Genomic DNA, 13,121 nt, shown 5'->3' on the forward strand with positions numbered 1-13,121 from the left:
TGACAGTGGGACCATGTATTATTGATTTTTCATAAACTCCAAAACTTCGAGGTCGATTTTGCCCTTCTCCTGCTCTCGTTCTTCGAAGTTTTCAGTGTGGATGTAGGCAGTGAGCGCTTTGTAGAGCTCTTCGTCGTCAGATGGATTGGCCTTTAGGTAATCAAGACGCTTGAGGTGCTGGACGATTGTTTCCCTGATTTCACCTTCAATTGCCACTATGTTCTGAGGCTTTGCTTTTGCAAAATAAAGCTGCTGCAAGCCGTAAATGCGAATCAATTCAGTGATTGGCTCCGGATGGTCGTCGACACGGAGATCGATGTAACGATCGTTGTAGCCGCCATAGCCGCCCTTCTCCTTGACGACAAGGAGAGCCGCCGACTGCTGGCCCCTGCTGTCACCGCCAGCTTGCTGTCCGGCGTCTAGTGCCTGAAGCAGCCGATGCGCGAGCGGCCCCTCCGTCGATTCAAACGTTTCAGCCATCGCCTTCACTGTATTTTCATCTACTAAAATATTCCCCTGCGCCGCAAAGTGCTTACCTGTCACTCCGCCTGCCCAGTCATAACAATATGTACCTGTAAAAGTTGCACCGTTTCCTTCGGCGTCAATCAAGCCAACCTGGCGCATCTCCTTGTCAGGATCATCCTTCGTGATCAGCTCCATCACTTCCTCAGCTGATTTCCCCTGGGCCATCAACTCAAGTGCCTGTGGTCCATATGCCGTATTTGCGTATGACTGTGTCGCCACAGCTCCAACTCCAGCCTTCGCAAACGGAACAACCGCCCCTACTCCAAGAAATTTAGATTGAACGGCAATCCCCCACTCTTTTTCCTGTGGGTCATAACCTACGATAGAAAATGTCATATGTATCGCCTCCTGTAAAAACATTTCGGCACTCGGCATAATATTTCCTTCAAAAGAACATATTAAAACCCACAGCCAATTTCTGACTGTGGGTAGAGTTTATGGTTTTTTGGTTTTATTGAGCTTCAATCAAACCATATCGTCCGTCGTTACGCTTGTAAACAACGTTTGTTTGGTTTGTTTCAGCGTTTGTGAAGACGTAGAAGCTGTGGCCCAGCATGTTCATTTGCAGGATGGCCTCTTCGCTGTCCATTGGCTTCAGGTCGAAGCTCTTAGTACGGACAACTTCAAGGTCCTCATCTTCTTCAACCTGCTCAACTTCTGTGAAAATTGGAGCGTAATCCTTCAAGCTATCCTTTTCACGGAACTTGCGGTTGACCTTTGTTTTATGCTTGCGGATTTGACGCTCAAGCTTATCCGTGATCAAATCGATCGCAGCATACATATCTTCATGAAGCTCCTCGGCGCGAAGCACAAGGTCCTTCATCGGAATCGTAATTTCAACTTTTGCTTTTTTATCCTGGTAAACTTTCAGGTTAACGTTCACATTGGCATTGGGTGACTCGGTAAAATACCGGTCAAGCTTCGCAACCTTCTTCTCTACATACTCTCTGATTGCTGGCGTTACCTCAATGTTTTCTCCACGAATGTTGTAGTTCATAGTGGACTCCTCCTTTGGGATATGACTATGTATTACTAATTCTATTTTACCCCAAAGAACTCCTGCAAAAACAGTCTGAAGATTTGACATTTTTATGTCTGTTTTTACCGTCGGAATAGTGGATAATTTGTAGGAACTTGTCCTAATACGAAAAAACCGCCCGATTAGGCGGTTTAGTTGCGTTTATCGTAGAACATTCCGTCAACGGATACGGAAGCATATGGGTTTTGGTACATATCTGATTTTTCCTTACGGTTCTTCAGATCTTTCAAATCCTTTTGGATCAGTGTTTTTTCTTTTGCTAAAAGCACATCGAGCTTTTGGTTGAGTTTGATAACTTTTTCAGCCAGCTCGGCTTCTTCAGGATTCGGCCGTTTAATTTCTTTCAAAAAAATATCCCGCTCAGCGAGCAGCTTATCCAGGAGCAGGATTTTCTCATCCCGATCAAATGTGCCTTCAAGCACTTGGACTAGCTTAGCTGTTGTTTCGTAAAACCTTTCCAGCGGGCTCATTATACTCTTCCGTCCGGGGAGAATTGCTTTTGTCTGTTAATTTGGATGACCTGCTTCCAAGTATCACGAAATTCCGTTACCAGGCCTTCCACTTCATCCAGGATTTCAAGGTCATTCTTAATATTTGCTTCCACAAGCCTTCTAAGCATGTAGTCATACATGCTCATCATTTGTTTTCCAACCTCAATATCGGGATTAAGCGTGACCATCAGCTCGCGGATAATGTCCTGAGCTCGTAAAATACTATTATTTTTATCTTGAATGTTCTTTTCACCAATTGCTTTTTTTGCCTGGTGTATAAACTTCAAACATCCGTTATAAAGCATCAAAGTCAATTCGCCCGGTGAGGCAGTATTGACGGAATTTTGTTTATAGGATTGATAGGGATTTAAAATCGCCATGAAAGCACTTCCTTCCTTACATGCCACTAAATTGAGACATCAGTTGGGCTGATTGTTCATTCGCTTTGTATATCGCTTTTTCCATAGCGGTGAATTGACGCCAATACCGATCTTCAACTTTTATCAATCGATTTTCAAAACGATTGATTTGTTTATCAATATTGTTAAGATTTCTACCTAGTGTAAATTGCGAATTCGTCCGGAATACATTTCCTGCACGCGCTTCAATATTTTTAACTGTATTTTCAATTGTTGACCTCAACCTTAAAACAAGTCCTTGAGAATCTCCAGCGCCATTATTATTAAATAGCTGATAAATTGCATTAGGGTCATTTTTAATTGCTTCACGTAATTTGTTATCATCAATGATAAGCTTGCCACCATCTCGATAATTACTCGATGTTTTTATTCCAATGTCGGCCAGTTGATCGTAATTATCATTAATACCATCTATGCCAGGTACTCCAAAAGTACCACCAAGGTCACTGCGCATTTTATTTAAAGCACCAATCAAAATGGAGTCGCCACGAAGCATACCGCTCTTAGCTTTCTCATCCCACAATTCCGCCTGCTTTTCAGTCATGCCCTCTCTATCTTCATCGGTTAAAGGTTGATATTTGCGGTATCGCTCTTCCTTAACTTCACTGCTAATTTTTGAAATAGTTTCATTATACTTATCCACAAACTCTTTAACAGATTTAAAAACAGTCTCTTCATCTGTAGCAGAACTAACTTTAACACTTGATGCAGTAGTTTTCTTAAGTGTGTACTCAAATCCATTTATAACAAAAATGTTTGATGAACGTGTTGTTCTTAAACCATTTATAGTAAAGTCAGCATTAACACCAGCCTTCCCCCTTGGAGGTATGTTACCAGCGTCCACTGCAAGCTGATTGTTATCGTCCATTTTTAATGCACTTGTCAAAAAGTCGCCACCCAAGTGTATTTCTGCATCTCCTATAATATCTCCAGTATTTTTTGCTGATATAGAAAACTTCCCTGTAACTGAATCAAAAAATGCAATAACCCCTGCATTAGAATTATTTATTTTATCAATAACCGTGTTTAATGAATCGACAGAAGGATCAATTGGTATAGGAGTCATGACCCCTAATTTCCCATCCTTCCCTATAGATTGAATGGTTATTTGGGTATCTGAAAAAGGTTGAGAGAACAATCCCCTCTGACTATCCAGGGTCTTGTTCGGATCAAAACCTTCAAGGTTCGTAACTACACTTCCATTGCTTGTCATATTTGCCGCTTCTGCAAGTGTATGAACTTGAAGGCTAGAATTCATATTGGATGTTGCACTAATACTCCTAACTGACACTGCACTTTCATCTGAGGTTGTTACAATCTTTTTAGTAAACGTGGAAGAACGGTACAAACCATTCTTAATTAATTCATCCAAATCTGCTAGCAACTTGTTCATTGTTCGATAATCATCACGCTGCCATTCCATTAACTGCTTTTTTTGATGCAGTTTATTCAGTGGAATTCTTTCAGCTTTCATTAAGTCGCCTACAAGCGTATCAATATCCATTCCGCTGGCGAGACCGCCTATCCTTACCATTTTTCTGCACCTGCCTTCTATATTTTCTTATCTACAATCAAACCAAGGAATTCTGTCATCGCTGCGTAAAAGTCTAGCATTTTTTTCGGTGGGATTTCCCTGACAACTTCCTTTGTTTTTTCATCAACTAATGCTACATAGTATTCCTGCAACTTCTCATGATATTGGAATTTCAAAGATGTTTGGGATTGCTGGAGGTATTTATTCAGTCCCTCAACTACACCTTCAATTTTCTCTCTTTGAACGACCTGAGATGCTTCTTCTGCAGTAACAAGCTTATTCATTTCGGTGTCACCTTGCGCACCGATGTTGTCAATTTTCGTCTTAATCGTTTCGTAGATGTATGTACTTGGTGTATCTGAAGAGAGACGGTTAATCATGCCATTGCCTCCTCTAAAGCGCATTATATTTATTATATCGGTACAACCATATCTCTCTTTAACTATTATGAAATAAAAATAATTACCACATTTTAAAACGATGAAAACTTAGAATCTATGGCAGGTTATAATCCAGTTTTGAGTTAGTCACATTTTTAAATAACAGAAAAGGCTCCTCAATTGAGGAGCCACATAAGCTTCACTTTACATTAACTATCCTTGTGCCTTTTACTAAATATCCATTATCAAGATAAGCGCAGAATCCTAATTCCACTTTTCCTGTTTTCCAGTTGAAGTCTTCACGCTCGAATTTGAAATGGCCTTTTTCTGCTTGCTTTAACAAACCTTTGTTATCAACTTTCGGTGCTACTCCGTTAAGTAATACTGTCGATACATCAAATGTAGAGCGAGCAAATTCACCTGGCAGATCTGCCTTGACTGTGAAAATTCCTTTATTGCCCTTAATCACTTTTGGCAGCACTTGAATTGTTGCTGGGATATAAACTACAAACTCTTTTTCAACTGTAGTCACTAATCCTGCGTTGTCAGTTACCTTGATTTTTAATTTGTATACTCCCGGCTGGTCGAGTTTAATCACATCACCATTCTTGTATACAACTCCATTGACTGTCACTTCTTCAGTCGCAACACCAGAATGCTGGTCAAAAGCGTTATATGCGATGGTGAATTCTGAACCAAGCATATACTCTTCGTTCATGTCAGCAGTCACTTCAGGAGCAGTCTTGTCGACCTTTACCGTAATTAACTTTGCTTCTTCCTTGTTTCCAGCGGCATCTTCGCTGTAATAAACAACTTCATTCTTACCTTCCTCAGATACCTCGAAGCTTGCACCTTCAATGAACTCTGAGCCATTGATTGAATAATATGTCTTAGCCACTCCACTTAAATTGTCTTTTGCAGCCAACACAACCTCTTTGTCAGTGGTGTACCAGAGATCCGAAACATTGTCAGTTGTAACCGGGGCCTGGCTGTCGATTTTAACTTTCTGGGTTTGAACTTCCTCTATGTTTCCTGCTTTGTCGGCACTATAATAAGAAACCTCGTAAACGCCGTCCGCTTCAAGCAAAATCTCTGTTCCTTCAATGTATTCTGATCCATTTACCGAATAGAATGTTGCCACAACTCTACTTGTCTCATCGTTTGCAGCAAGAACGACTGTCAGAGCCTCTTGATACCACTTATCTTCTACGTTTGATGTAGTAACTGGTGCGTAACTGTCGATTTTCACTTTTTGTGATTGTGCAGCTTCTACATTACCTGCGGCATCCACACTGTAAAAAGAAACTTCGTACACCCCGTCTTCTTCCAGAGTGAACTCTGACGCTTCAATGTATTCCAATCCATTCACTGAGTAGAATGTCTTGGCAACACCACTTGTCTCATCAGTTGCAGCAAGTTCAATCTTCACAGCCTCTTGATACCACTTACCTTCAATATTGGATGTAGTAACTGGTGCTTTACTGTCGATTTTTACTATCTCAGATTGAATGTCTTCCACATTCCCGGCATGGTCAACACTGTAGAATTCCACCTGATGCTCACCATCTCCAGCAACAGTGAATGTCGTTCCTTCAGCAAAATCTTTGCCATCCACAGAATAGAATGTGTTGGCAACTCCGCTTAATTGATCTGCAACTGATAACTTCACTTCCACATCTGCCGTTGCCCAATCTTCAGTCATATCTGAAGCAGTTTGCGGCTTTGTCATATCGATTTTAACTTCGGTGGTCTGCACTTCTTCTTTATTGCCGACTTTGTCAATCGAGTAGAAAGATACCTGATGGACACCTTCACCCTCAACTGTAAAAGATGTGCCTTCAACGAATTCTGAACCATTTACTGAATAATAAGTTGCTGCAACTCCGGTTTCATTATCTGTTGCTGACAATGAAACTTTAACCTCACCATTAATCCAATCTGTTGAAACATCAGACGTAGTCACCGGTGCTTCTTCATCAATGATTAACTTTGCCAATACCGTTTCGGATGGATCAGATTCACCAAACGAGTTACTGTAGGATGTTACATAGTATAGATGGTTGGCATAGGTTAAGTTTTTCAACTGATACGAAAGGTTATTTACTTTCTCCGCAATTAAAACTGGTTCTCCATCAATCAACTCATAAATATTGTAACCATTTGCATAGGTGACAAAATTCCAAGTGATTGTCGCACTTGTCTCACTAGTAAGCTTCAGGTTAGCGACCGGAGCCTGCATTTCTGGGTAAATGATGTTTTCAGTCCAGGTATTAGACACTGGCGACTCTCCAAATCGGTCACTGTAAGCGACAACTTCGAATGAATGAGTCTCTTCTGTAAGATTGTACACATCGTATTTCAGAGCTTTACCTTTATAAAGTAATTCTCGATTTTCACCAACAACTTTATAAACCTGGTAGCCGTTTGCCCATGTTACCTGCGGCCATGAAAGGTTCATATTGTTTGCATTAACTACTTTTCCGGTCAATACTGCCGGCTGCATTTCAGGCCATACCATGGTTAACTCTATTGAACTAGATAACGGGGATTCTCCAAATCGATCACTATAAGAGTGGACTTCGTATTGATAGTCCCCTTCCGGCATATTCGTGAAGGAAACCGAAGTACCGCTAACCGTCCTTAAAAACTCTTTTCCACCGTCTGTAACTTGATAGATATTATAGGTTTTTGCATACTCTGACTTATCCCATCTTAAAATGATGTCATTTCCGTTATTAATAGTATAGTAAGCATCTTCTGGTGCTTGCATAATTGGGAAGACTAAAGTGAATTCTACTGTACTTGCCTCAGCAGACTCCCCGAATCGGTCACTAAATGATGTTACCTGTATTTTGTAATCACCTTCTGGCATGTTTGATAACACAGCTGACGTACTGGTTGCTGTTCTCAATAACTCTCTTTCACCGTTTTTAACTTGATAGATATTATAGGATTTTGCAAATTCGGCAGCGTCCCACTTCAAGTAAATATCATTCCCATTATTAATAGTTTTGCTAATATTTTCTGGTTTTTGCATTTCCGGGAAATTAACGGTCACATTCACTTGAGTTCCTTCACTGGATTCACCAAAGCGGCTGCTGACAGAACGAATGAAATAGACATGCTCTCCTTCAGACACATTGGAAAGAATTTTCCTAGGAGAAGATGAAGAAGACAATGAACCTGCAAAAACTTCCTCGCCATCTATCTGTTCGTAAATATTGTAACCAGTAGCATAACTTACAGAATCCCATGTTAGAGAAACATCATTTCCATTTAAAATTGCAGCATTTACATTTTCAGGTTTCACCATTTCAGGGTGAACTACAGAAATCTTTATAGCAGTTCCTTCAGGGGATTGACTAGAGAAATAGGAATAAGAATAAACGACAAACTCTAGTTCTCCTTCTGGCTGGTTAGATAAATAAACATATGTTGATCTTGGCGAAGACTTCAGAATTTTTTCTCCATCAACAACCTGATAAACTTTGTAGCTTGCTGCATAGTCTACAGCATCCCACTGCAGCTTGATGTCATTACCACTCGAAATTGAATATGTTATATTTTCAGGAGCCGGCATCACATATCCGTCCAGGGTAACCTCTACTGGGCTGCCGATTTTTGATTCACCAAATCTGGAAGAATACGAATATACTTCATACTTGTATTGGCCAGCTTCCAAATTGCTATAAGAGATACTTGTACCAGAAACAAATCTTTTCAGGACTTTTTCTCCATCAAGAATCTGATATACATAATAGCTGTTGGCATATTCAGCCTTATCCCAGCTCAATGTGAAACTAGTTGGGTTGGTCACAGAATACTCTACATTGGTAGGTGGGGCAACATCTGGATGTTCAAGAGCAGTACTGATTTCAAGCCCTTCTTTTGATTCTCCGATTCGAGCATTATAAGCAAAGATTTCATAATGATAATTCCCTTCTGGGAGATTAGTGAAAGTTTTAGTTGTTCCTGTAATTGAATCTTTTAAAACCTTAACACCGTCTATGATTTGGTAGACATTATAATTGCTGGCATTGACAACAGAATCCCAAGTCAGGGTTAAATCATTACCATTTTTAACATTAACAGCACCATTTTGCGGTGCATCAAGTTCATATGTTTCCACTGTAACTGTTAACTTGGCACTATCTTCTGATTCACCAAAACGGTCGCTATATGAGTGGATTTCAAATTGATAGTCGCCACTCTCTTGTTTTTGATAGTTTATATAATTTCTTGTAACTGTATCCTTCAGCACTTTTTCTCCATCAACAATTTGATAGACTTTGTAGCTGTCGGCATAGTCAACTCGATCCCAGCTAATATAAATATCATTAAAGTTCTGCACTTTTGCAGTAGCATTAGGGGCCTGCATTACTACCGGACTAACCGTTAGTGAGATTTCACTGCCTTCTTGTGATTCACCAAAGCGGTCGCTGAAGGAATGAACGATATATTTGTAATCACCCTCAGGCTTATTCACTAACTTTATGTTTGTTGTTGTAACCGTTTCTTTTAATACCTTTTGTCCTTCTATTACCTGATAGACATTATAGCCTTTCGCAAAAGGAACACTGCTCCATTTTAAGGTTACATCCGTTCCGTTAGAAATAGTGAAAGTCGGATTATCCGGCTTTGTCATTACCGGGTGAATAAGTTCAACTGATATAGCATCTGTAAGCACCGATTCCCCGAAATAAGGGTTAGCTGCAGATACTGAATATGTATATGTGCCTGCTGCTGAGTTCGTAAACTTGTAACTATTTGAAGTCGTGGTCGTAAGCAGCTTATTTTCACCATTTTCCAAGACTTCAAAAATAGAATACTCTTGAGCATATTGAGATGATTTCCAATCAAGGACAATATCATTACCATTTTGGATTTTATAAGACAGATTTGCCGGGGCTTCCATTGAAGGATAAACAACATCCAAAGTTATCGGAGCCGATGGCCCAGATTCGAACTCACCGCTCAAAGTGGATATTGTATAGGTATAACTGCCTTCTGGAAGATCATTCAAGCTATAAATATTTGTTTTGGCCGTACCAAGCAATATCAACTGGCCTTCTTTAATTTCATAAACATTATAGCCAGTTGCTCCATATACAGTATTCCATGTGAGTTTTACATCTTCAGGGGATGGATTCACGTAAGCGAGATCCGTAGGGGGTAGCATACTGCTTGCATTGTTAGCGAATGCTGATCCAATTGGCAAAACCAATTGAGCGATTAGCAGCATAACTACTACTAGAGACGGGAATTTAAATAATCTCTTAAACATATTTCTCTCCTTTTGCGAAAAAAGGGCAAACAAAAAGACCTTAACAAGGTCCATAGAAAATACGCTATGTATCCTTGTGGCAACCGGCTGCCATCCACCAAAATAACTAGTAAGGTAGAACAGGCCCGTGGCTTTGCGTCCTATAGTTTCCCATAGTTTGCCTTTTTCACTTGTATTTCACTTTATCATAATACAATAGACCCAATATTAAAAGGTATTTATACCCATAAGTTTTATTTTTAAGAAATTTATAAGAAGTTACTCTTCAATTATTAATCAACAGAAAAAGAGGTTTGTCCATTGGACAAACCTCATAAGTTTAAAATTAACGAAGAAGTTGAAGAACTCCCTGCGGCTGTTGGTTAGCTTGAGCAAGCATAGCTTGAGAAGCTTGAGCAAGGATAGAGTTCTTAGTTTGGTTCATCATCTCTTTTGCCATATCAACGTCTCGGATACGTGATTCTGCAGAAGTTAAGTTTTCTGCAGTAGTGTTTAGGTTATTGATAGTGTGCTCTAATCGATTCTGATGCGCACCGAAAGTGGACCTTGCAGTATTGATAGTATCAATAGAAGTTTCAATGGCTGATGTAGCAGAGGCAGATGATAAAGTTTGTGCTGCAACAGTGAGACCTACTGCAAATACATCGGTGTCATCATCACTAATTACAATATCAATCGTACCAGCAAATACGTTAGTTCCATTAAACTCTGTATCAGAAATGATCTTATCAATTTGAGTTCCCAATTGGGTCATTTCAAGATCGAGGTTCGCAATATCTTCAGTGTTGTATGTGCCGTTAGCTTTCTGTACTGATAATTCTTTCAAACGTACTAGCATGTCACTAACTTCGTTCAATGCACCTTCAGCAGTTTGGATGTAAGAAATACCATCTTGAGCATTCTTAGAAGCTTGTTCTAATCCACGAACCTGACCGCGCATTTTTTCAGAGATGGATAGACCAGCTGCATCATCAGCTGCACGATTGATACGAAGACCTGAAGATAGCTTTTCCATCGACTTCATTTGAGCGTTGTTAGCATTACCTAACTGGCGGTGCGTGTTTAACGCTGCGATATTGTGGTTGATTCTCATTATTTTTTTCCTCCTTGAATGTTTGGTCCACATCCATGTGAACCGAAATGATTAGCTCAGGGAAATAATGTCGGCCGCCCATTTCCCTTTACACTATTATTATCGTCGAACAAATATATTTGTTTAATAGTTTTTAAATCTTTTTTTATTTTTGTGCCTTAAAATTAATAATCAGGTTAGAAATGTCTTTAGAAGCTTGCTGGTTTTCCTCCTGAATTAATTCAAGAATTTCTTTACGAAATATTTCTATATTTCTGGGGGCTTTTATACCTAGTTTAACTTGATCATTTTTTGAGGAAATCACTGTTATTTCAATGTCCTCTCCAATTTTAATGCTTTCCCCATTCTTCCTAGTCAATACAAGCATCTTCTATCCCCCCTTTACTACATCCTTCTTAAAGATTGGGTGTTTTGTTTTATAACCTTCTTCATGTAATATTAATTGTTTCGCCTTATTATTCTTTGAATTAATGATTATTGGAGCTTGCAGGTTCGCTGTTGTTTTTTCAAATGGATCTTCTACAGTAAGAATAGAATATACACTCACATCTTCTTGAGATTTAAGTCCGAGATCCTCTACGAAAGAATCTTCCATTTTAAATTCATATTCCTTAAAAAAGGTAAAGGGATTGGTTACTACAAATGCTACGCTTGGTATTGTTAGTGATTGCATAATATAGAAGTAGTTATCATCCGAAAGTGGAAGTATAACAAACTCCTTTTCATCCGGGAAACCAGGGATTCCTTTGTCAAAGGATAAAACTTCATTGGGATTTATTTCAACATCACCGTGATACTTGGTAAAGATCTTCATTTTTCATCATTCCCTTATTATAAATTGTTCATAACTTATGCCTACATGCTTTACATTTCAAAGTCTATTTTTAAAGCTGGATACTGCTTGAGCGAAATTTCAACCAAACCTGGTGTCGAGGAAAAAATCGGCTTATTTACTTGAGTTTCAATAATCGGCTTATTTACCCTCCAATTAATATCAAGTTTCGTCGGTTCATATTCAATCTTTACACTGCCTGCTGAAGGAATCCATCCTATATTAAATTCTAAATTCGTTGGCTCGCTGTTTCTTTTTGCCTGGGAAGCAAGGGGATGACCACCGTTTTCAATCATCATTAATTCATCACCATCTTGGGCAACACGCGCAAGTCCAGCAAGCCAATCTTGATACCCTTGTTCAGCAGCTTCTTCAATTCGTCTTGAAATATTCTTTAAATCCATATCTTCCCTTGCTTTTGTTTGATCGATTGTTAACTTTGATGCCGTACGCTCAATATCAAGCTCGGCTTTAGGCTGTTGAATATTTAATTCTGCTTTAGGCTGCTCAATTGCCAACTGCGAATTTACTGTCTTTATTTGTATTTGTCCCGATGTAGAATGCAAACGAATCTGCGGTAGTCGCATGAACATTCCCTCCTAGAAAAAAAAGCTATTCCCAATGAGAATAGCTTATCTTAAAAAGTCTAAAAGCGTAGGCTGCAATATTCGTGCACCAACTCCTAGTGCTGCCCGGTGGACACTCTCCTGGGTCTTTAAATCAGTAATGACTTTTTCAATATCAGCATCTTCATTATCTGACAAGACCCTATTTGCAATTACTTCTTGCTGGCTGATACGGTAATCAACCATTTCAAGACGATTATAGCGTGCCCCTAACTCTGATCGTTCGGCGATCAGACTATCAATCTTTTTATCAAGTTCAACTAATACCCCATTTAAATCAGCAGGGGTATTATTTTCAAAGGCAGTTTGTATATTTTGTACCACACTAAATAGCTCTTGGTTAAATACATTAGCAGGATTAACATTCGCTCTTAATGAGACTCCGTGCGATATCTCCACCTTATAGTTATTTATTGATGGGTCTGATAGGTTTGCCGCTACTGTTGGAGGATTTTCAATTGGTACCGGCGGATGCTCGGTGTCCGTTCCATGGAATATATATCGGCCAGACACCTGGGTATTTGCAACTTGCACTAAATCGCTCTTAATCTGTTCGATTTCTCGAGCTACTGCTTCTCTATCAGTCGAACTGAGAGTTCCATTTTTCGCTTGTATCACTAATTCCCGGACACGCTGTAGTCCGTTATTTGCTTGCTCCAAACCAGCCTCAGAATTCTCCATCCACAAATAAAGTTCAGAAAGGTTCCTCTTATACTGCTCAACTTCCGTCAATCCTGAGCGGTAAAACATCCCTTTCATCGCTACAACCGGATCATCGGAAGGCTTAGTAATTTTTTTACCTGTAGAAAGCTGATCTTGGTACTGTCCCATACGGCGGTAGCTTTCGCTTAGGTTTCTTAATGAATTGGAAGAAAGCATTGATTGTGTTATGCGCATT

12 protein-coding genes and 1 riboswitch are annotated in these 13,121 nt (G+C 39.6%); all 12 genes read right to left on the bottom strand.

Annotated features, from left to right (window positions below):
- Positions 1-18: 18 nt before the first annotated feature.
- On the bottom strand, positions 19-861 hold the full coding sequence (locus LGO15_RS21750) for a DUF1028 domain-containing protein (RefSeq protein ID WP_226085897.1): 843 nt from the start codon (positions 859-861) through the stop codon (positions 19-21).
- A 115-nt stretch (positions 862-976) separates the two neighbouring features.
- Complete coding sequence (hpf, locus tag LGO15_RS21755; protein ID WP_167833199.1) at positions 977-1,522, bottom strand: ribosome hibernation-promoting factor, HPF/YfiA family; 546 nt, start codon at positions 1,520-1,522, stop codon at positions 977-979.
- A gap of 173 nt (positions 1,523-1,695) precedes the next feature.
- Complete coding sequence (locus LGO15_RS21760) at positions 1,696-2,034, bottom strand: flagellar protein FliT (protein WP_226085898.1); 339 nt, start codon at positions 2,032-2,034, stop codon at positions 1,696-1,698.
- Positions 2,034-2,435: a flagellar export chaperone FliS gene (gene fliS, locus LGO15_RS21765; RefSeq protein ID WP_226085899.1), complete on the bottom strand. Its 402-nt coding sequence runs from the start codon at positions 2,433-2,435 to the stop codon at positions 2,034-2,036. Before fliS ends, LGO15_RS21760 begins: the two co-directional genes overlap by 1 nt.
- Before the next feature lie 16 nt (positions 2,436-2,451).
- Positions 2,452-4,008 carry a flagellar hook-associated protein 2 gene (locus LGO15_RS21770; protein ID WP_226085900.1) on the bottom strand — a complete coding sequence of 519 codons (1,557 nt, stop codon included), beginning with the start codon at positions 4,006-4,008 and terminating at the stop codon, positions 2,452-2,454.
- A 17-nt stretch (positions 4,009-4,025) separates the two neighbouring features.
- The gene (gene flaG / locus LGO15_RS21775) at positions 4,026-4,388 is read right to left on the bottom strand and encodes a flagellar protein FlaG (protein ID WP_226085901.1); all 363 of its coding nucleotides are present in this window, start codon (positions 4,386-4,388) and stop codon (positions 4,026-4,028) included.
- 199 nt (positions 4,389-4,587) lie between these two features.
- A complete protein-coding gene (locus tag LGO15_RS21780; protein ID WP_226085902.1) occupies positions 4,588-9,672 on the bottom strand; it encodes an OmpL47-type beta-barrel domain-containing protein in 5,085 nt (1,694 codons plus the stop codon).
- Positions 9,673-9,747: 75 nt separating this feature from the next.
- A riboswitch (cyclic di-GMP riboswitch) is annotated at positions 9,748-9,844 on the bottom strand.
- Between the two features lie 153 nt (positions 9,845-9,997).
- Entirely contained in the window at positions 9,998-10,765 is a 768-nt protein-coding gene (locus LGO15_RS21785) for a flagellin N-terminal helical domain-containing protein (protein ID WP_226085903.1), read from the bottom strand.
- A 145-nt stretch (positions 10,766-10,910) separates the two neighbouring features.
- Positions 10,911-11,132, bottom strand: a complete 222-nt coding sequence (gene csrA, locus LGO15_RS21790) for a carbon storage regulator CsrA (protein WP_226085904.1) — start codon at positions 11,130-11,132, stop codon at positions 10,911-10,913.
- A gap of 3 nt (positions 11,133-11,135) precedes the next feature.
- Entirely contained in the window at positions 11,136-11,579 is a 444-nt protein-coding gene (fliW, locus tag LGO15_RS21795) for a flagellar assembly protein FliW (protein ID WP_226085905.1), read from the bottom strand.
- A gap of 50 nt (positions 11,580-11,629) precedes the next feature.
- Positions 11,630-12,184 (bottom strand): DUF6470 family protein, encoded by a 555-nt coding sequence (locus LGO15_RS21800; protein WP_226085906.1) that lies wholly within the window; start codon positions 12,182-12,184, stop codon positions 11,630-11,632.
- A 45-nt stretch (positions 12,185-12,229) separates the two neighbouring features.
- Positions 12,230-13,120 carry a flagellar hook-associated protein FlgL gene (gene flgL, locus LGO15_RS21805; RefSeq protein WP_226085907.1) on the bottom strand — a complete coding sequence of 297 codons (891 nt, stop codon included), beginning with the start codon at positions 13,118-13,120 and terminating at the stop codon, positions 12,230-12,232.
- Position 13,121: the final 1 nt, after the last annotated feature.

Origin of the sequence: Mesobacillus sp. S13, from assembly GCF_020422885.1 — a bacterium.
Lineage (GTDB): Bacteria > Bacillota > Bacilli > Bacillales > Cytobacillaceae > Mesobacillus > Mesobacillus selenatarsenatis_A.

What these genes read in the sequence shown, in the direction of transcription:
- csrA (WP_226085904.1), bottom strand. Translation starts at nt 11,132, where the DNA reads ATGCTTGTATTGACTAGGAAGAATGGGGAAAGCATTAAAATTGGAGAG.
- hpf (WP_167833199.1), bottom strand. Translation starts at nt 1,522, where the DNA reads ATGAACTACAACATTCGTGGAGAAAACATTGAGGTAACGCCAGCAATC.
- LGO15_RS21750 (WP_226085897.1), bottom strand. Translation starts at nt 861, where the DNA reads ATGACATTTTCTATCGTAGGTTATGACCCACAGGAAAAAGAGTGGGGG.
- LGO15_RS21770 (WP_226085900.1), bottom strand. Translation starts at nt 4,008, where the DNA reads ATGGTAAGGATAGGCGGTCTCGCCAGCGGAATGGATATTGATACGCTT.
- LGO15_RS21800 (WP_226085906.1), bottom strand. Translation starts at nt 12,184, where the DNA reads ATGCGACTACCGCAGATTCGTTTGCATTCTACATCGGGACAAATACAA.
- LGO15_RS21760 (WP_226085898.1), bottom strand. Translation starts at nt 2,034, where the DNA reads ATGAGCCCGCTGGAAAGGTTTTACGAAACAACAGCTAAGCTAGTCCAA.
- LGO15_RS21785 (WP_226085903.1), bottom strand. Translation starts at nt 10,765, where the DNA reads ATGAGAATCAACCACAATATCGCAGCGTTAAACACGCACCGCCAGTTA.
- fliW (WP_226085905.1), bottom strand. Translation starts at nt 11,579, where the DNA reads ATGAAGATCTTTACCAAGTATCACGGTGATGTTGAAATAAATCCCAAT.
- fliS (WP_226085899.1), bottom strand. Translation starts at nt 2,435, where the DNA reads ATGGCGATTTTAAATCCCTATCAATCCTATAAACAAAATTCCGTCAAT.
- flgL (WP_226085907.1), bottom strand. Translation starts at nt 13,120, where the DNA reads ATGCGCATAACACAATCAATGCTTTCTTCCAATTCATTAAGAAACCTA.
- LGO15_RS21780 (WP_226085902.1), bottom strand. Translation starts at nt 9,672, where the DNA reads ATGTTTAAGAGATTATTTAAATTCCCGTCTCTAGTAGTAGTTATGCTG.
- flaG (WP_226085901.1), bottom strand. Translation starts at nt 4,388, where the DNA reads ATGATTAACCGTCTCTCTTCAGATACACCAAGTACATACATCTACGAA.